This is a genomic window from Streptomyces sp. NBC_01481 (assembly GCF_026339995.1).
Lineage (GTDB): Bacteria > Actinomycetota > Actinomycetes > Streptomycetales > Streptomycetaceae > Streptomyces.
The window spans coordinates 198,265-216,816 of record NZ_JAPEPT010000007.1; the positions used below are offsets into that span (position 1 = coordinate 198,265).

18 protein-coding genes are annotated in these 18,552 nt (G+C 69.1%); 11 read left to right on the forward strand and 7 right to left on the reverse strand.

Translation table 11 applies throughout. The features are described from left to right. The first annotated feature begins 43 nt into the window (after window positions 1-43). Complete coding sequence (locus OOK40_RS32835) at window positions 44-1,483, forward strand: gamma-aminobutyraldehyde dehydrogenase (RefSeq protein WP_266489296.1); 1,440 nt, start codon at window positions 44-46, stop codon at window positions 1,481-1,483. Between the two features lie 43 nt (window positions 1,484-1,526). Here OOK40_RS32835 and OOK40_RS32840 read toward each other — a convergent pair whose 3' ends face one another. Further along, window positions 1,527-2,102 carry a TetR/AcrR family transcriptional regulator gene (locus tag OOK40_RS32840; protein WP_266488904.1) on the reverse strand — a complete coding sequence of 192 codons (576 nt, stop codon included), beginning with the start codon at window positions 2,100-2,102 and terminating at the stop codon, window positions 1,527-1,529. Continuing rightward, window positions 2,099-2,461 carry a DUF1304 domain-containing protein gene (locus OOK40_RS32845; RefSeq protein WP_266488906.1) on the reverse strand — a complete coding sequence of 121 codons (363 nt, stop codon included), beginning with the start codon at window positions 2,459-2,461 and terminating at the stop codon, window positions 2,099-2,101. Before OOK40_RS32845 ends, OOK40_RS32840 begins: the two co-directional genes overlap by 4 nt. A gap of 156 nt (window positions 2,462-2,617) precedes the next feature. Between OOK40_RS32845 and OOK40_RS32850 the strand changes: the two genes are divergently transcribed. Both OOK40_RS32850 and OOK40_RS32855 read left to right on the forward strand, forming a co-directional pair. Further along, window positions 2,618-3,154: an HXXEE domain-containing protein gene (locus OOK40_RS32850; RefSeq protein ID WP_266488907.1), complete on the forward strand. Its 537-nt coding sequence runs from the start codon at window positions 2,618-2,620 to the stop codon at window positions 3,152-3,154. Window positions 3,155-3,184: 30 nt separating this feature from the next. Further along, entirely contained in the window at window positions 3,185-3,715 is a 531-nt protein-coding gene (locus tag OOK40_RS32855) for a hypothetical protein (protein ID WP_266488909.1), read from the forward strand. Between the two features lie 18 nt (window positions 3,716-3,733). Here OOK40_RS32855 and OOK40_RS32860 read toward each other — a convergent pair whose 3' ends face one another. Further along, window positions 3,734-4,426: a glycerophosphodiester phosphodiesterase gene (locus OOK40_RS32860; RefSeq protein WP_266488912.1), complete on the reverse strand. Its 693-nt coding sequence runs from the start codon at window positions 4,424-4,426 to the stop codon at window positions 3,734-3,736. 21 nt (window positions 4,427-4,447) lie between these two features. Next, a complete protein-coding gene (locus tag OOK40_RS32865) occupies window positions 4,448-5,473 on the reverse strand; it encodes an adenosine deaminase (RefSeq protein ID WP_266488914.1) in 1,026 nt (341 codons plus the stop codon). Window positions 5,474-5,585: 112 nt separating this feature from the next. Between OOK40_RS32865 and OOK40_RS32870 the strand changes: the two genes are divergently transcribed. Then, window positions 5,586-6,290: a DUF4190 domain-containing protein gene (locus tag OOK40_RS32870; RefSeq protein ID WP_266488917.1), complete on the forward strand. Its 705-nt coding sequence runs from the start codon at window positions 5,586-5,588 to the stop codon at window positions 6,288-6,290. Between the two features lie 45 nt (window positions 6,291-6,335). Here OOK40_RS32870 and OOK40_RS32875 read toward each other — a convergent pair whose 3' ends face one another. Next, window positions 6,336-6,884 carry an NADAR family protein gene (locus tag OOK40_RS32875; RefSeq protein ID WP_266488920.1) on the reverse strand — a complete coding sequence of 183 codons (549 nt, stop codon included), beginning with the start codon at window positions 6,882-6,884 and terminating at the stop codon, window positions 6,336-6,338. A 175-nt stretch (window positions 6,885-7,059) separates the two neighbouring features. Here OOK40_RS32875 and OOK40_RS32880 point away from each other — a divergent pair, with 175 nt between their 5' ends. The 7 genes from OOK40_RS32880 to OOK40_RS32910 all read left to right on the forward strand — a co-directional run bounded on the left by OOK40_RS32880 (window position 7,060) and on the right by OOK40_RS32910 (window position 16,158). Continuing rightward, window positions 7,060-8,574, forward strand: coding sequence for a gamma-aminobutyraldehyde dehydrogenase (locus OOK40_RS32880; protein ID WP_266488922.1), 1,515 nt, complete (start codon window positions 7,060-7,062; stop codon window positions 8,572-8,574). Between the two features lie 50 nt (window positions 8,575-8,624). Further along, on the forward strand, window positions 8,625-9,872 hold the full coding sequence (locus OOK40_RS32885; RefSeq protein WP_266488924.1) for a PotD/PotF family extracellular solute-binding protein: 1,248 nt from the start codon (window positions 8,625-8,627) through the stop codon (window positions 9,870-9,872). 43 nt (window positions 9,873-9,915) lie between these two features. Next, complete coding sequence (locus tag OOK40_RS32890) at window positions 9,916-11,067, forward strand: ABC transporter ATP-binding protein (protein ID WP_266488925.1); 1,152 nt, start codon at window positions 9,916-9,918, stop codon at window positions 11,065-11,067. Next, the gene (locus tag OOK40_RS32895) at window positions 11,064-11,990 is read left to right on the forward strand and encodes an ABC transporter permease (RefSeq protein WP_266488928.1); all 927 of its coding nucleotides are present in this window, start codon (window positions 11,064-11,066) and stop codon (window positions 11,988-11,990) included. Before OOK40_RS32890 ends, OOK40_RS32895 begins: the two co-directional genes overlap by 4 nt. Then, complete coding sequence (locus OOK40_RS32900; protein ID WP_266488929.1) at window positions 11,990-12,787, forward strand: ABC transporter permease; 798 nt, start codon at window positions 11,990-11,992, stop codon at window positions 12,785-12,787. The genes OOK40_RS32895 and OOK40_RS32900 overlap by 1 nt, the downstream gene beginning before the upstream one ends. A 19-nt stretch (window positions 12,788-12,806) precedes the next feature. Continuing rightward, entirely contained in the window at window positions 12,807-14,219 is a 1,413-nt protein-coding gene (locus OOK40_RS32905) for an FAD-binding oxidoreductase (RefSeq protein ID WP_266488930.1), read from the forward strand. Window positions 14,220-14,358: 139 nt separating this feature from the next. Continuing rightward, on the forward strand, window positions 14,359-16,158 hold the full coding sequence (locus tag OOK40_RS32910; RefSeq protein WP_266488931.1) for a chitinase: 1,800 nt from the start codon (window positions 14,359-14,361) through the stop codon (window positions 16,156-16,158). Here the strand turns inward: OOK40_RS32910 and OOK40_RS35380 are convergent. Both OOK40_RS35380 and gabT read right to left on the reverse strand, forming a co-directional pair. Next, entirely contained in the window at window positions 16,094-16,621 is a 528-nt protein-coding gene (locus OOK40_RS35380; protein ID WP_323136142.1) for a phosphatase PAP2 family protein, read from the reverse strand. The genes OOK40_RS32910 and OOK40_RS35380 overlap by 65 nt on opposite strands. Window positions 16,622-17,022: 401 nt before the next feature. After that, window positions 17,023-18,357 (reverse strand): 4-aminobutyrate--2-oxoglutarate transaminase, encoded by a 1,335-nt coding sequence (gabT, locus tag OOK40_RS32920; protein ID WP_266488933.1) that lies wholly within the window; start codon window positions 18,355-18,357, stop codon window positions 17,023-17,025. Window positions 18,358-18,552 lie beyond the last annotated feature (195 nt).

Consider the following 18,552-nt stretch of genomic DNA (forward strand, 5'->3'; position numbering starts at 1 on the left):
GGGTGTCTCACCCATCGGACATCTGACAGGAGGGGTGGCAACAGTGACCACCGAGCTGCGTCGTCTGCGCAACTACATCAACGGGGAGTTCCGGGACGCCGCCGACGGGCGGACCATCGAGGTCGTCAACCCGGCCACGGGTGAGGCGTACGCCACGTCGCCGCTCTCCGGACAGGCCGACGTCGATGCCGCCATGGACGCTGCCGCGGCCGCCTTCCCCGCCTGGCGCGACACCACGCCCGCCGAGCGCCAGAAGGTGCTGCTGAAGATCGCGGACGCCTTCGAGGAGCGGGCCGAGGACCTGATCGCCGCCGAGTCGGAGAACACGGGCAAGCCGCTGGGCCTGACCCGCAGCGAAGAGATCCCGCCGATGGTGGACCAGATCCGCTTCTTCGCGGGCGCGGCGCGGATGCTGGAGGGCCGCTCGGCCGGCGAGTACATGGAGGGCATGACCTCCATCGTCCGGCGTGAGCCGGTCGGCGTCTGCGCGCAGGTCGCGCCGTGGAACTACCCGATGATGATGGCCGTCTGGAAGTTCGCGCCCGCGCTGGCGGCGGGCAACGCGGTCGTCATCAAGCCCTCGGACACCACCCCCGCCTCAACCGTGCTGATCGCCGAGATCATCGGCGCGATCGTGCCGAAGGGTGTCTTCAACGTCCTGTGCGGCGACCGGGACACCGGCCGCGCGATGGTCGAGCACCCGATTCCGGCGATGGCGTCGATCACCGGTTCCGTACGGGCGGGCATGCAGGTCGCCGAGTCGGCGGCCAAGGACGTCAAGCGCGTACACCTGGAGCTGGGCGGCAAGGCGCCGGTCGTCGTCTTCGAGGACACCGACATCCCCAAGGCCGTCGAGGACATCGCGGTGGCGGGCTACTTCAACGCGGGCCAGGACTGTACGGCCGCGACGCGCGTGCTCGTGCACGAGTCGATCCACGACGAGTTCGTCGCGGCGCTGGCCAAGGCGGCGACGGACACGAAGACGGGTGCGGCGGACGACGAGGACGTGCTCTACGGCCCGCTCAACAACGCCAACCAGCTCAAGCAGGTCAGCGGCTTCATCGAGCGGCTCCCGGCACACGCCAAGGTCGAGGCCGGTGGCCACCAGGTCGGCGAGAAGGGCTACTTCTACGCCGCGACCGTCGTCTCCGGCCTCAAGCAGGACGACGAGATCATCCAGAAAGAGGTCTTCGGCCCGGTCATCACCGTTCAGTCCTTCCGGGACGAGGCGCAGGCCCTGGAGTGGGCGAACGGCGTCGAGTACGCCCTTGCCTCGTCCGTGTGGACCAAGGACCACGCGCGCGCGATGCGTATGTCCAAGAACCTCGACTTCGGCTGTGTGTGGATCAACACGCACATTCCGCTGGTCGCGGAGATGCCGCACGGTGGCTTCAAGAAGTCCGGTTACGGCAAGGACCTTTCGTCGTACGGCTTCGACGACTACACGCGCATCAAGCACGTCATGACGTCGCTCGACGCGTAAGCCTTGTTGACGGGGCGCGGGGACTGTTTCCCGCGCCCCGTTCTCATGCCGTCTGTGCCACGGGCGTGCGGTGCAACGCCAGCAGCAGGCACCAGATCTGGGCCGCCATCAGCTCCGGCGTCGCCTCGATCGCCCCGTGCAGCCAGTCCGCCAGGACGCCCGCGAAGGTCGCCGCCACCGCCGAGGCGATCAGGGGCGCGGACGGCGCTCCGGCCAGCTCGCGCTCCCTGCGGCTGCGCTCGCGCAGTTCGCGGTGGAGCAGATCGCCCAGGGGGCCGCTGCCGCCCTCGTGGAGCAGCGTGCGGTAGAGCGCGGCGTGCGGGGCAAGGTCCCGGAAGAAGTCCGTCAGGGCCGGCGGGGGAGCGGCCGGATCCGGGGTACCTCGCCAGGCGTGAAGGGCGTCCACCGCGTCCCGTACGACCTCGGCGCAGGCGTCGACCGCCAGGGCGTCGAGGTCCGGGTAGTGCAGGTAGAACGTGGCCCGGCCCAGGCCCGCCCTGCGGACCAGCGCCGCGACGCGGACCTCCGCGAGCGGACGCTCGGCGCACTCCTCCAGTAGAGCCTCGCGCAGCCTGGCCCGGGTACGTTCGGCGCGCGGGTCTCCCGCGGGGGCGCTCATCCCGCCACCAGCACGGCCGCCAGCGCGAGCGCGCCGGGCAGCGCCTGCGCCACCAGGATGCGCCGGTTCGCGGTGAAGCCGCCGTACAGGCCCGCGACGAGCACACAGCTGAGGAAGAAGACCTGGACGCGGTATCCCGTCGGGTCGGCGGCTATCAGGCCCCAGATCAGGCCCGCGGCGAGAAAGCCGTTGTAGAGCCCCTGGTTCGCGGCGAGCGGGGCGGTCGCGCGGGCCATTTCCGCGTCGAAGCCGGAGAGCTCGCGGCCGGGCCTGCGCTCCCAGAGGAACATCTCCAGAACCAGGATGTAGATGTGCAGCGCGGCCACCAGGCCGACCAGGACGTTTGCCGTTGTGTTCATCGCGGATCCTCAGTTCATGGACAGATGTCCAGTAAGTATAGACACATGTCCATGACGGTGGGGTGTCGGGCGGGTTCCGCACGGATCGACGCAGCGTTCGGGCACCGTTCGCGAAGGGGTGGAACTCCATCGTCGGGCTGTAGCAGACTCGCGATCATGAGCGAGGATCACGTGAACTCCGCTGTCACCTACGGGCTGTTCGCGGCCTGGCTGCTGCACGACGCCGAAGAGTTGGCCACGGGGCCGCGCTGGATACGGGAGAACGTCCCTGTGCTGCGCAAACGCTTCCCCGGCGTGCCCGAGAGGCTCTGGCGCTCGATGGAGTCGGTCGACGAACGCGAATTCGCCGTCGCCGTCGGGGTGATGGGTGCGATCGTCGCGTCCGCCGCAGTCGCGGGCCGGCACTCCGGCGGCCGGTCCGGCTTCTATCAGGCCGTGCTGAACGGCTTCGGCCTCCACAGCCTCGTCCATCTCGCCCAGGCCGCGGCGGTACGCGGCTACACCCCGGGCTCGGCGACCTCGCCGCTGCTCGTGGTCCCGTTCGCGCTCTGGGCGCGCGGCCGACTGCGACGCGGGGGAGTGCTCCGCCCTGCACGGGCCCGTGACGCGGCAACAGGCCTGGTACTGGCCGCAGGTGCCACGGTCGTCTCGCACGCGATCGCGCGCCGGATCACGGGGACCCCCCGCTTTTGAACGCGTTCACAACGGGCGTACGCTGCGGTCATGAGCGAGCGAGCCCTGTTGCGGCGCATACGCGTGTGGTTGATCGTCTTCATCGTCTGCCTGGTGCTGAGCGGGCTGACGGCCTTCCCCCTGGTGCACGAACTGCACTGGCTGGAAGACCTGTTGAACTCGCTGGGGACCGGCGGGCCATTCCCGGCGCTGATGGAGTGGATCGAGCGGGTACGGGCCGGGCTGGACGCCACCGACGAGAAGTACCCCTTCGTGCTGTACGGAACGGACTGGCTCGCCTTCGCCCACCTCGTGATCGCGGTCGCCTTCTACGGCCCGTACCGCGATCCCGTACGGAACATCTGGGTCGTCGAGTTCGGGATGATCGCCTGCGCCGGGATCATCCCGCTCGCCCTGATCTGCGGTCCGATCCGCGGGATCCCCGTCTGGTGGTCGGTCGTCGACATGTCGTTCGGGGTGTTCGGAGTGATCCCGCTGTACGTCCTGCGCCGGAAGATCAAGCAGCTGGAGGCCTTGACGGGACAGGCGGCCGGTCCCGAACCGGCCGCCGTCGCGGCCTAGTTCAGGCCTGGTTCAGGCCTACGAGTTCGGCCGCGGGGTGACAACACCGTGCAGCGCGTCGACACGGTTGGTGGTGATCGAGTCGACGCCGTACCGGACCAGCCGTCGCATGCTGCGCCGGGTGTCCGCCACCCAGGCCGAGACGAGCATGCCGTCCCGGTGGATACGGTCCGTCAGCTCCTGGCCGAGCAGGCTGAACCGGTAGTTGAGCCAGCGCGGCCCCACGGCGGCAAGCAGCGCGGGCCGCGGCGGGGCCAGGGACGTCCACGTCATCGCGATCTCGGCCGACGGGTCGGCCGCGCGCACCGTGAGCATGGTGACCGGGCCCGCGCAGTAGTACACCCGCTCGCCCGCGCCGCACTCGCGGACCGTGCCCACCACGGTCCGCACCGACTCCTTCGAGGCGCCGGGCAGATCGATCATCACGCGGTGCGATCCGAGGGCGTTCAGAGCCTCGCTCAACGTGGGCACCCCGCCGCCGGTGAGCTCGTGCAGCTCGTCCCGGGTGAGTCCGGCGAGGGGCCGGTCGTGGCCCCACAGCCGTTTCAGCGAGTCGTCGTGCAGCAGCACCGGCACGTCGTCACGGGTGAGGCGTACGTCGATCTCCACCGCGTCCGCGCCCTGTTCGAGGGCGGAGCGGAGCGAGGGAAGGGTGTTCTCACGGACGCGGTACGGATCGCCGCGATGGCCGACAACACTGACTCTGCGCATGGGGCCCATTGTCGGGTTCGCTCAGCGCGCGAGCCAGGCAGCGGTGTAGGTGTCGATCTCGGCCGCGATGCGCGCCTTGCCCGCCGGGTCGAGGAAGGACGCGTCCAAGGCGTTCTTGGCGAGGCCGGCGAGTCCGCGCTCGTCCAGTTCCAGCAGCCGGGCGGCGACCGCGTACTCGTTGTTCAGGTCGGTGCCGAACATCGGCGGGTCGTCGCTGTTGATCGTCACCAGCACTCCGGCGGCGACCATCTCCTTGATGGGGTGCTGGTCGAGGTCGGCGACCGCGCGGGTGGCGATGTTCGAGGTCGGGCAGACCTCCAGCGCGATCCGGTGCTCCGCGAGATGGGCGAGCAGCTTCGGGTCCTGCGTTGCGCTGGTGCCGTGGCCGATGCGCTCGGCGCGCAGGTCGTTCAGCGCGTCCCAGATGGTCCCCGGTCCCGTCGTCTCCCCGGCGTGCGGCACGGAGTGCAGTCCCGCCGCGATCGCACGGTCGAAGTACGGCTTGAACTGCGGGCGCGGTACACCGATCTCCGGGCCGCCGAGTCCGAAGGAGACCAGGCCCTCGGGGTGCAGGTCCACAGCGAGTCGTGCGGTCTCCTCGGCCGCTTCGAGCCCGGCCTCGCCGGGGATGTCGAAGCACCAGCGCAGTACGACACCGAGCTCGGCCTCGGCCGCCCGGCGGGCGTCCTCGATCGCCGCCATGAAGGCCTTCTCGTCGATGCCGCGGCGGGTCGAGCTGAAGGGCGTGATGGTCAGCTCGGCGTAGCGGATGTTCTGGCGAGCCATGTCACGGGCCACCTCGAAGGTCAGCAGCCGTACGTCCTCGGGGGTGCGGATCAGGTCCACGACCGAGAGATAGACCTCGATGAAGTGCGCGAAGTCGGTGAACGTGAAGTAGTCCGCGAGCGCCTCGGGGTCGGTGGGGACCTTCGAGTCGGGGTGGCGGGCGGCCAGTTCGGCGACGATGCGCGGCGAAGCCGAGCCGACGTGGTGCACATGCAGTTCGGCCTTGGGGAGCCCCGCGATGAAGGGGTGCAGATCGGTCATCGGGGTCCTCCGTGTTCAATGCGCCGCTCGGGTCAGGGATCATCGTAGGGTGCCCGGCCGGGGACAGGGTGAGGGGCCGTAGCATGACGGCGAACCACGATGGGGGAGAACAATGTCAGACAACCAGGCCCAGCCGACGGGCGGGTCCGAGCCCCGCGACCGCGATCCGTGGGCTCCGCCGGAGAGCGGTTCGGCACAGAACAGGGTGCCGCTGGACAAGCCCGCCGCCCAGCGCCCGCCGACGTCGCCGGTGCACGACCAGCCGACCGTCACGTCGATGCCGGGTGCCGGTCCGGTTCCCGACGCGGGTACCGTGCCGCCGCCCCCGATAGCCCCGGGCGGACCTGCTCAGCCCGTCGCGGGTCCCTACGGCTACCCCGCAGCCCCGAGCCTCCCGCAGCCCGGTGTCGGTACCGGTGATCTGTACGGCGGCTACCCCGGATACCCGGGCTACCAGAGCTACAGCCAGCCGGGCTGGCAGGCCCAGCCGGCGAACGGCATGGGCATCACCGCGATGGTGCTCGGCATCCTGTCGATCTGCCTGTTCTGTCTGTACGGAGTCGTGTCGATCGTCCTCGGCGTGCTCGGCCTGATCTTCGGCATCCTGGGCCGCAAGCGCGCCCAGCGCGGCGAGGCGACCAACGGCGGCATGGCGCTCGCGGGCATCATCACCGGCTCCATCGGCATCGTGCTCGGCCTGGTCGTCGTGGGCCTGATGATCTGGGGCATCACCAAGGCGGTCAACGACGAGCGGAACAGGGACGACCGCTACGGCGACTACTCGAACACGCTCGTGCTCCAGGACGTGGCCCGCTAAGCCCTGTCCGGCCGATCTTGCCGGGGCGGAGCCCCGGTCACCCCGTCACCCGCGCTTCCGTAGCTCCTCCCGTGCCTCCATCAGCGCGAACCCCAGCAGATTGAGCCCGCGCCAGCGCGCGGGATCCTGCGCCCGCTCGTCGTCCGCGGCCAGCCCGATGCCCCACACCCGGTCGAGCGGGCTGGCCTCCACGAGCACCCGGTCCCCCGTGCCCAGCAGATAGTCGCGCAGCTCGGCATGCTGTCCGAACTTGTGCACACTGCCCGAGCGCACGATCGCGAACCGCTCGCGCTCCCATATCGCGTCGTCGAAACCGCGCACCAGCCGCCCGGCCCGCTTGGCCGCGGCAGGGCTGGTCGCGGTGAGCGCCTGCCGCTCGGCCTCCGCGTCGCCGAAGAGCCGTGCCTTGCCCGCCATCATCCAGTGCTCCGCCGTGGCGTACCGCACGCCGTCGACCACGAACGGTGACGGCCACCACTGGCTGAGACAGCTCGGGCCGATGCTCCCGTCCCGGCGCGGCGCGTGCCCCCAGAAGTGCAGAAACTTCACTCGCTTGTCGCTGCTGACCTGCTGGATCAGCTCTTCCATCCCCATGCACGCGAGTCTGGCATCCAGCACTGACACTCCGTACGCCTTTTGTCGCCATGACCCGACACATGGTCGACCGATTCCGTCGCGTAACCAAAAGGCAACAACGGAATCCCTTGTTGGAGACGGGTTGCTCTGTCAGGATCGGCACTCAATTCGAGCTGGAACAACGGAGAGCTTCATGAGCAACCGCTTCCAGGCGCGGGACCGCTACGCCGACGGCGCGCAGTACATCGGCGGGCGGCTGCGGCCCGGCACCTCAGGACGTACGCAGGACATCGTCGACCCGGCCACCGGGGAGACGGTCCACAGCTACGAGCTGGCAGCCACCGCCGATGTCGACGCGGCCGTCGCCGCTGCCCGCGATGCCTTCCCCGGCTGGGCGGGCGCCACCCCGGGCGAGCGCTCCGACGCCCTGCACCGCTTCGCCTCCGTCCTCGCGGAGCAGTCCGCCGACCTCGCGTACGCCGAGTCCCTCCAGTGCGGCAAGCCGATCCGGCTCACCACCGAGTTCGACGTCCCGGGCACCGTCGACAACACGGCCTTCTTCGCGGGCGCCGCGCGCCATCTCCAGGGGCAGTCGGCCGGTGAGTACAGCGGTGACCACACCTCGTACGTACGCCGGGAGCCGATCGGAGTCGTCGGCTCCATCGCTCCCTGGAACTACCCGCTCCAGATGGCTGCCTGGAAGGTCCTCCCGGCCATCGCCGCGGGCAACACCATCGTCCTCAAGCCCGCCGAGATCACCCCGCTGACCTCGCTGATGTTCGCCGAGGCCGCCAAGGCGGCCGGGATCCCCGACGGCGTGGTCAACATCGTCAACGGCGCGGGCAAGGACGCGGGCGAGCATCTCGTCGGGCACCCCGATGTCGCCATGACCTCCTTCACCGGTTCGACCCCCGTCGGCAAGCGCGTCGCCGAGATCGCCACCGCCACCGTCAAGCGCCTGCATCTGGAGCTCGGCGGCAAGGCCCCCTTCGTGGTCTTCGACGACGCCGACCTGGAGGCCGCGATCCACGGCGCCGTTGCCGGCTCGCTGATCAACTCCGGCCAGGACTGCACGGCCGCCACCCGCGCCTATGTGCAGCGGCCGCTGTACGACGCCTTCGTCAGCGGTGTCGCCGATCTGATGGCGGGCGTCCGCCTCGGTGACCCCCTCGACCCCGCCACCGACCTCGGCCCGCTCGTCTCGCACCTCCAGCGCGACCGCGTCGCGGGCTTCGTCGACCGTGCCCGCGCCTACGCCACGGTCGTCACCGGCGGCGAAGCCCCGGGCGGTGACCTGGAGAAGGGCGCCTACTACCGGCCCACCCTCGTCGCCGGCGCAGCCCAGGACAGCGAGATCGTCCAGTCCGAGATCTTCGGTCCGGTCCTCGTCGTCCTCCCCTTCGACTCCGACGACGAAGGCATCGCGCTGGCCAACGACACCCCCTACGGCCTCGCCGCCTCCGCCTGGAGCCGCGACGTGTTCCGCGCGAACCGCGCCACCCGCGAGATCAAGGCGGGGTGCGTCTGGGTCAACGACCACATTCCGATCATCAGCGAGATGCCTCATGGCGGATACAAGGCCTCTGGCTTCGGAAAGGACATGTCGGCGTACTCCTTCGAGGAGTACACGCAGGTCAAGCACGTGATGTACGACAACACCGCGGTAGCCAGGAAGGACTGGCACCGCACCATCTTCGGGGACCGATAGCCAGCCCAGCGCCGCTCGACCGGCGGCACCATCCCGAAAGGGCACAGCGCATGGATCAGCACGAGCCGGACGTCCTGTCCGCAGCCCAACTGGCAGCGATGCGACGCAGCATCACCAGCGGCCGGGGCGCCCTCACCCGCCGTTCGATGCTGCGCGCCGGTGGTATAGGCGCGCTCACCGTCGGCGGCCTCGCCTCTCTCAGCGCCTGCGGCATCCCGCCCGCGAAGCGCGAGGGAGAGGGAGCGGTCTCGGACGACCACTCCAGTGCGGAGAAGCGGATCAGCTTCTCCAACTGGACCGAGTACATGGACGTCAGCGAGGACGAGAAGCACCGTCCCACGCTGGAGCAGTTCACCAAGCGGACCGGTATCAAGGTCAAGTACACCGAGGACATCAACGACAACGTCGAGTTCTTCGGAAAGATCCAGCCGCAGCTCGCCGCGGGCCAGGACACCGGCCGCGACCTGATATGCGTCACCGACTGGCTGGCGGCGCGGATGATCCGGCTCGGCTGGGTGCAGAAGCTCGACGCCTCGCTGCTTCCGCACGCGTACGCCAATCTCTCCCCCCAGTTCCGCAGCCCCGACTGGGACCCGGGTCGCGCCTACTCCTACCCGTGGACCGGCATTTCGACCGTCATCGCCTACAACGCCAAGGCGACCGGCGGCAAGAAGGTCGACTCCGTCACGCAGCTCCTGGACGACCCCACGCTCAAGGGCCGGGTCGGCTTCCTCACCGAGATGCGTGACTCGGTCGGCATGACCCTTCTCGACATGGGCAAAGACCCGGCCAAGGTCAACGACGCCGACTACGACGCGGCGATCGGCCGGCTCCAGAAGGGCGTCGACAAGAAGCAGATCCGGCGCTTCACGGGCAACGACTACACCTCGGACCTGGACAAGGGCGATATCGCCGCCTGTCTCGCCTGGGCCGGTGACCTCATTCAGCTCCAGGTCGACAACCCCGACATCAAGTTCTCGATCCCGGCGGCCGGTTACATGACCTCGTCCGACAATCTGCTGGTCCCGGCCAACGCCAGGCACCAGAAGAACGCCACCCGGCTGATCGACTACTACTACGAGCTCCCCGTCGCCGCCCAGCTCGCCGCGTACATCAACTATGTGTGCCCGGTCGAGGGCGTCGCCGCCGAACTCACCAAGATAGACAAGTCGCTTGCCGAGAACACGCTGATCCTCCCGGACAAGGCCATGGCCGCCAAGTCCCACGCCTTCCGCTCGCTCAGCAGCGCGGAGGAGAAGGCGTACGAAGAGAAGTTCGCCAAGCTCATCGGCGCCTGATCTGCCCCCCCTGCTCCCCTCGACACCACTGGGACCGCGACCCATGACTGAAAAGACAGAGGGCGGCGACGTCCGCCTCTCCGGGATCAGCAAGACCTTCGGCAGTTTCACGGCCGTCCATCCGCTCGATCTGACCATCCCGCAGGGCTCGTTCTTCGCCCTGCTCGGCGCTTCCGGCTGCGGAAAGACCACCACCCTGCGGATGATCGCCGGTCTTGAGGACCCGAGCACCGGAACGGTGTTCCTCGGCGACAAGGACGTTACCGGCCTGCCGCCGTACAAACGCCCCGTCAACACCGTCTTCCAGAGCTATGCGCTCTTCCCGCACCTCGACATCTACGAGAACGTCGCCTTCGGACTGCGCAGGCGCGGCATCAAGTCGGTGAAGAAGCAGGTCGGCGACATGCTCGACCTCGTCGAGCTCGGCGACTTCGCCAAGCGCAAGCCGCACCAGCTCTCCGGCGGCCAGCAGCAGCGCGTCGCCGTGGCCCGCGCGCTCATCAACCACCCCCAGGTGCTGCTCCTCGACGAGCCCCTCGGCGCCCTCGACCTCAAGCTGCGCCGCCAGATGCAGCTGGAGCTCAAGCGCATCCAGACCGAGGTCGGCATCACCTTCGTACATGTCACCCACGACCAGGAGGAGGCCATGACCATGGCCGACACGGTCGCGGTCATGAGCGGCGGACGGGTCGAGCAGCTCGGCGCGCCCGCCGAGCTCTACGAGAACCCGCAGACCACTTTTGTCGCCAACTTCCTGGGCACCTCCAACCTCATCGAGGCCGAGGTCGCGTCCAACAGCGGCGGCGAGGTCATCGTCACGGCCGCCGACGCCAAGCTGCGGCTGCCCGCCCAGCGCTGCGCCACCCAGCCCCGCACCGGCGGGAAGCTGCTGGTCGGCGTGCGCCCGGAGAAGATATCGCTGGCGCACGCGGACGACGCGGGCACGATCAACGACGGCCGCAACCGGTTCACCGGCACGATCGCCGACTCCAGCTTCATCGGTGTCTCCACCCAGTTCGTCATCGACAGCCCGGTCTGCCCGGAGCTTGAGGTGTACGTACAGAACATCGAGCGGGACCCGCGCCTGGTGCCCGGCGCCGAGGTCGTCCTGCACTGGAACCCGGAGCACACCTTCGGTCTGGACGCCGCCCAGGACATCGACGCCGGTGTGGAGACGGTGGAGGAGACGCCATGACCGTCACCGAGGCACCGCCCGCCTCGCCCGCCGTCGAGCCGGTCGTCCACAAACCGTCCGTACGCCGCAAGCTTGTCCCGTACTGGCTGCTGCTGCCCGGCATCCTCTGGCTGATCGTCTTCTTCGCGCTGCCGCTGGTCTACCAGGCCTCGACATCCGTGCAGACGGGCTCCCTCGAAGGGGGCTTCAAGGTCACCTGGCACTTCCAGACCTACTGGGACGCGCTGACCGAGTACTACCCGCAGTTCCTGCGCTCGGTGCTCTACGCCGGCACGGCCACGATCCTGTGTCTGCTGCTCGGCTACCCGCTCGCGTATCTGATCGCGTTCAAGGCGGGCCGCTGGCGCAACCTGCTGCTGGTGCTGGTCATCGCACCGTTCTTCACCAGCTTCCTGATCCGTACGCTCGCCTGGAAGACGATCCTCGCGGACGGCGGCCCGGTGGTGAACGTGCTGGACAGCGTCGGCTTCCTGGACGTCACCGGCTGGCTCGGAATGACCGAGGGCAACCGGCTGCTCGCCACCCCGCTCGCGGTGGTCTGCGGTCTGACGTACAACTTCCTGCCGTTCATGATCCTGCCGCTGTACACCTCGCTGGAGCGGATCGACCCGCGGCTCCACGAGGCGGCGGGGGACCTGTACGCGAAGGGGTCCACCACCTTCCGCAAGGTGACCTTCCCGCTGTCCATGCCCGGTGTCGTCTCCGGCACCCTGCTGACCTTCATCCCGGCCAGCGGTGACTACGTGAATGCCGAACTGCTCGGCTCCACCGACACCAAGATGGTCGGCAACGTCATCCAGTCGCAGTTCCTGAGGGTGCTCGACTACCCGACCGCGGCCGCGCTGTCGTTCATTCTCATGGCGGTCGTGCTGATCATGGTCACCGTCTACATCCGCCGGGCCGGAACGGAGGACCTGGTCTGATGCGCTGGATACGGAACAACCTTGTGGTCATCGCGGGGCTGCTCACGCTCGCGTACCTGATCCTGCCGAACATCGTCGTGATGGTGTTCTCGTTCAACAAGCCCGCCGGGCGGTTCAACTACTCCTGGCAGGAGTTCTCCACCGACGCCTGGAAGGACCCGTGCGGAGTCGCCGACATGTGCGGCTCGCTCTCCCTGTCCCTCCAGCTCGCGCTGTGGGCCACCATCGGCGCGACCGTCCTTGGCTCGATGATCGCCTTCGCGCTGGTCCGCTACCGCTTCCGGGCGCGTGGCGCGGTCAACTCGCTGATCTTCCTGCCGATGGCGATGCCCGAGGTCGTCATGGCCGCATCCCTGCTCACGCTGTTCCTCAACCTGGGCGCGGAGCTGGGCTTCTGGACCATCCTCATCGCGCACACCATGTTCTGCCTCAGCTTCGTGGTGGTCGCGGTCAAGGCGCGTGTGCTGTCGATGGACCCGCGCCTCGAGGAGGCCGCGCGCGACCTGTACGCGGGACCTGTGCAGACCTTCGTACGGGTCACGCTGCCGATCGCCGCTCCCGGCATCGCGGCCGGCGCGATGCTCGCGTTCGCGCTCTCCTTCGACGACTTCATCATCACCAACTTCAACTCGGGCAACACCGTCACCTTCCCCATGTTCGTGTGGGGCTCGGCGCAGCGCGGCACGCCCGTCCAGATCAATGTCATCGGCACAGCGATGTTCGCCATCGCCGTGCTGATCGTGGCCGGTGGCCAGATCATCAGCGGCAGGCGGAAGAACAGCGCCTTGTCCAAGTAGCTCCGAAGGAGTGGAAACCATGGCCCCAGCTGCCATGACCTTTGCCTCATCACTCTCCGACGCCCAGCCCGTCTCCTACTGGCTGGACGACCCCGCGAAGCCCGGCGCACTGCCGGCACTGACCGGCGACGAGCACTGTGACCTCCTCGTCGTCGGCGGCGGATACAGCGGACTGTGGACCGCGCTGCTCGCCAAGGAGCGCGACCCCGGGCGGAACGTCGTACTGATCGAGGGGCGCGAGGTGGGCTGGGCCGCCTCGGGCCGCAACGGCGGCTTCTGCGCCGCATCGCTCACCCACGGCCTCGGCAACGGACTCGCCCGCTGGCCCGGGGACATGGCGAAGCTGGAGGAGCTCGGCGGCCGCAATCTCGACGCCATCGAGGCGGCGGTCGCCACGTACTCCATCGACTGCGACTTCGAGCGCACCGGTGAGATCGACGTCGCCACCGAGCCCCACCAGGCCGAAGAGCTCCGGGAGATGTACGAGGAGGCGACACAGCTCGGCTTCACCGGGCTCGAACTCCTCGACCAGGACGCGGTACGGGCCGAGGTGAACTCCCCGACCTTCCTCGGCGGCCTGTGGGACCGGCGCGGTGTCGCGATGCTGCATCCGGCCAAGCTCGCCTGGGGTCTGAAGCAAGCCTGCCTGGACCTCGGCGTACGGATCTACGAGAACACCAGCGGGCAGCAACTCGCTGCGTCCGGCCCGGGGATGGCGGTCCGCACCCCCTACGGCCGGGTCTTCGCACGCCAGGTCGCGCTCGGCACGAACGTCTTCCCGTCCCTGGTCAAGCGGGTGCGCGCGTACACCGTCCCGGTCTACGACTACGCCCTGATGACCGAACCTCTCAGCCCGGAGCAGCTCGCCGCGATCGGCTGGAAGCGCCGGCAGGGACTGGGCGACAGCGCGAACCAGTTCCACTACTTCCGGATCACCGCCGACCACCGCATCCTCTGGGGTGGCTACGACGCGATCTATCCGTACGGCGGCAGGGTCAGCGCCGAGATGGACCACCGGCCCGAGACCTATCTGAAGCTCGCCGGCCACTTCTTCCGCTGCTTCCCGCAGCTGGAGGGGCTGCGCTTCAGCCATGCCTGGGGCGGTGCGATCGACACGTGTTCGCGCTTCTCGGCCTTCTTCGGAACCGCGCACGGCGGCAAGGTCGCCTACGCGGCCGGCTACACGGGTCTGGGCGTCGGCGCGACCCGCTTCGGCGCGGACGTCATGCTCGATCTGCTCTCCGGGCAGCCGACCGAGCGCACGGAGCTGGAGATGGTGCGCAGCAAGCCGCTGCCGTTCCCGCCGGAGCCCGTCGCCTGGGCCGGTATCGGTCTCACCAAATGGGCGCTGGCCAGGGCGGACGCCAATGGCGGCCGCCGCAATGTGTGGCTGAAGGCGATGGACAGGCTCGGCCTCGGCTTCGACAGCTAGAGAGGTCGCACGTTTTCGGATGCTCCGGGCATGGGGGGAGTGAGGGGAGCCGGGCGCTGCCAGAGGTCTTGACAACATTGATTGGTCTGGACCATGTTGAGCGCGCTCCCACTCAATCCCCCCATGCCCGGAGGCAGTTGTGGACCGCACCAGACTTCCGGCTGCCCTCGCGGCGGCCGCCCTCGCCATCAGCGGACTCGTTGCCACGGCGGCCTCGGCCGGGGCGGCAGACACCGAACTCGCGCGCAACGGCGGCTTCGAGACGGGTCTCGACGGCTGGAGCTGCACGGCGGGCAGCGGCGCCGTCGTCAACTCGCCGGTCCACGGCGGCAGTTCCGCACTCAAGGCCACACCCGCGGGCAGCGACAACGCCAAGTGCAGCCAGACCGTCACCGTCAAGCCCAACTCCGACTACACGCTCAGCGCCTGGGTCCAGGGCAGCTATGTCTACCTCGGCGCCTCCGGCACCGGCACGAGCGACGTCTCCACCTGGACGGCGTCGGCGCCGAGCTGGCAGAAGCTCTCGACGACCTTCCGCACCGGCGCCTCGACCACCTCGGTGACCATCTACACGCACGGCTGGTACGGCACCCCCGCCTACGGCGCCGACGACCTCTCCCTGCTCGGCCCGGGCGGCGACCCGGTCCAGACACCGGCCGCCCCCACCGGCCTGACCGCCGGATCCCCCGGCTCCAGCTCGGTCCCGCTGAGCTGGTCCCCGGTCTCCGGCGCCACCGGCTACAACGTCTACCGCGGCGGCACCAAGGTCCATTCCGTCAGCGGGACTTCGGCCACCGCCACCGGGCTCGCCCCCTCCACCTCGTACAGCTTCCAGGTCACCGCGACGAACAGCGCCGGAGAGTCCCCGAAGTCCGCCGCCGTCAGCGCGACGACCACCAGCGGCGGCAACCCGGGCACCGGCCTCCCGGCCCATGCCCTTGTCGGCTATCTGCACGCCAGCTTCGCCAACGGCTCCGGCTACACACGCATGGCGGACGTGCCCGACTCCTGGGACATCATCAACCTCGCCTTCGGCGAACCGACGTCCGTCACATCGGGCGAGATCCGCTTCAGCTTCTGCCCGGCCTCCGAGTGCCCGAACGTCGAGTCCCTCGCCGACTTCAAGGCCGCCATCAAGGCCAAGCAGGCCGCGGGCAAGAAGGTGCTGATCTCCATCGGCGGCGCCAACGGCCAGGTGCAGCTCAGCACCACAGCCGCCCGCGACACCTTCGTCTCCTCGGTCTCGAAGATCATCGACGAGTACGGACTCGACGGCCTCGACATCGACTTCGAGGGCCACTCACTGTCGCTGAACACCGGCGACACGGACTTCCGCTCCCCGACCTCGCCGGTGATCGTCAATCTGATCTCGGCGGTCAAGACCCTCAAGGCGAAGTACGGCTCCGACTTCGTGCTCACCATGGCCCCGGAGACCTTCTTCGTACAGCTGGGCTACCAGTACTACGGCTCGGGCCCCTGGGGCGGCCAGGACCCGAGGGCGGGCGCCTACCTGCCGGTCATCCACGCCCTGCGCGACGACCTGACGCTGCTGCACGTCCAGGACTACAATTCGGGCTCGATCATGGGCCTGGACAACCAGTACCACTCGATGGGCGGCGCCGACTTCCACATCGCCATGACCGACATGCTGCTGACAGGCTTCCCGGTCGCCGGCGACACCACCAGGGTCTTCCCGGCCCTGCGCCCCGAGCAGGTGGCGATCGGACTGCCCGCCTCCACCCAGGCGGGCAACGGCCACACCGCGCCCGCCGAGGTGAACAAGGCGCTGGACTGCCTGACGAAGAAGGTGAGTTGCGGCTCGTACCAGACCCATGGCAGCTGGCCGTCGCTGCGCGGCCTGATGACCTGGTCGGTCAACTGGGACCGCTACAACCAGTGGGAGTTCTCGAAGAACTTCGACGCCTACCCATGGAGCTGATCAGCAGCAGCGCCCCGCCCAGGCAGCAACTGGCCAGCACATCGAGGGGCCAGTGGTAGCCGCGCAACAGCAGGCCGATGCCCGTCGCCCCCGTCAGCAGGACGGCGACGGGCATCAGCCGCACCGATACGAGCAGCGCAGCGCCGCAGTACGCGACCATCGCGGTCGCCGTGTGGCCCGACGGGTAGAAGCCGACCGCCTCGGTGAGCGGGCCCTGACGGTCGATCAGCGCCTTCAGCGGAACGACGAGCGCGGGAACGGCGGCCATGGTGAGCCCGGCGTACAGGGCGTCGGTCCCGCGGCGATGGCGCAGGGCGTACCCGACCGCCACGGCCAGGACCGGAAGGGCGACCTGCATGCTGCCGAGGTCTGCGAGCCGATCGGCCAGTGCCTGGGGGCCGCGGCCGGCGATCCTGAGTTCGACGCGTTCGTCCAGGGACCGCAGTGGCCCGTTGGCGGCCACCTGCCAGGTGATCAGCGTGAAGAGAGCGACGCACAGCGTCAGAAGCGCCGGAAGCGCCGGAAATAGAGAAGCCGGCCGCCTCGGAACAGGGGGGGTGGTTCCGAGCCGGCCGGCCGGACCGGTGTGCCGCACGCCCCGGGGGGTTTGGGGCGGGCGGCCATCCGATCGGTGAGGAGTTCCGGAGCCAGAGGCTCCAGTGGTGTGCGCGAGGGCACGACCAGGTCGGGGCTGGGGAGGCTCCGCCCTGGAGTCGCCCGCAGTCCCCTGCGAGCGGGGTGTTTCTCTCATCTGCAGAAACCGTACGGCAGGCGCTGGGTCACCGACAGGCGGATCTCCATCCCGCCATCGCCCCCCCACAGAGTCTTCACAGGCCCCGACCGTTACCGCCGGTCAGACCCCCGTCAGACGCCGGCGAAGGCCTGCTCGATGATGTCCAGACCCTCGTTGAGCAGGTCCTCGCCGATCACCAGCGGGGGCAGGAAGCGCAGCACGTTGCCGTACGTGCCACAGGTGAGGACGAGCAGACCCTCGGCGTGGCAGGCCTTGGCGAGCGCGGCGGTCGCTTCCGCGTTCGGCTCCTTGGTGTCCCGGTCCTTGACCAGCTCGATCGCGATCATCGCGCCGCGGCCGCGGATGTCGCCGATGATGTCGAACTTCTCGGCCATCGCGGCGAGGCGGCCCTTCATGACCTGCTCGATGTGCTTGGCCCTGCCGTTGAGGTCGAGCTCCTTCATGGTCTCGATGGCGCCGAGCGCACCGGCACAGGCAACCGGGTTGCCGCCGTAGGTGCCACCGAGGCCGCCCGCGTGCGGGGCGTCCATGATCTCGGCGCGGCCCGTGACGGCGGCGAGCGGCAGACCGCCCGCGATGCCCTTGGCCGTGGTGATCAGGTCGGGGACGATGCCCTCGTCCTCACAGGCGAACCACTGGCCGGTGCGGCAGAAGCCGGACTGGATCTCGTCCGCGACGAAGACGATCCCGTTGTCCTTCGCGAACTGCGCGATCGCGGGCAGGAAGCCCTTGGCCGGCTCGATGAAGCCGCCCTCGCCGAGGACCGGCTCGATGATGATCGCGGCGACGTTGTCGGCGCCGACCTGCTTGTTGATCATGTCGATGGCCTGGGCGGACGCCTCGGCACCGGCGTTCTCGGCACCCGTCGGCCAGCGGTAGCCGTAGGCCACGGGCACCCGGTAGACCTCGGGCGCGAACGGCCCGAAGCCCTGCTTGTACGGCATGTTCTTGGCGGTCAGCGCCATCGTGAGGTTGGTGCGGCCGTGGTAGCCGTGGTCGAAGACGACGACCGCCTGGCGCTTGGTGTAGGCGCGGGCGATCTTGACGGCGTTCTCGACGGCCTCGGCGCCGGAGTTGAACAGCGCGGACTTCTTCGCGTGGTCACCAGGGGTCAGCTCGGCGAGGGCCTCGGCGACCTCCACGTACCCCTCGTAGGGCGTGACCATGAAACAGGTGTGGGTGAAGTCCGCGAGCTGCGCGGAGGCCCGGCGTACGACGGCCTCGGCGGAGGCGCCGACGGAGGTCACGGCGATACCGGAACCGAAGTCGATGAGGCGGTTGCCGTCCACGTCCTCGATGACACCGCCGCCGGCGCGGGCGGTGAAGACGGGCAGCACGGACCCCACACCGCCGGCGACCGCGGCGGTACGGCGGGCCTGCAGCTCGATCGACTTCGGCCCGGGAATGGCGGTGACGACGCGGCGCTCCTGCGGGATTGCGGTCATGAGGGGCTCCTGGGGGTGCTTTGGACGCTACGTGTTCTCTTTACTCCGCAGGCTAGGCGCGGGGGAGGGGGGCGGGCATGCGCCGTTCGGGAGTGTTGGGGGTGTGTCGTTGTCCGCGCCGGACATAGGCGGAGTCCGCCCCGGACACCCGGCGCGGAGCGCGCGGGGCGGGGCGGACCTGTGCTGTGTCTTCCC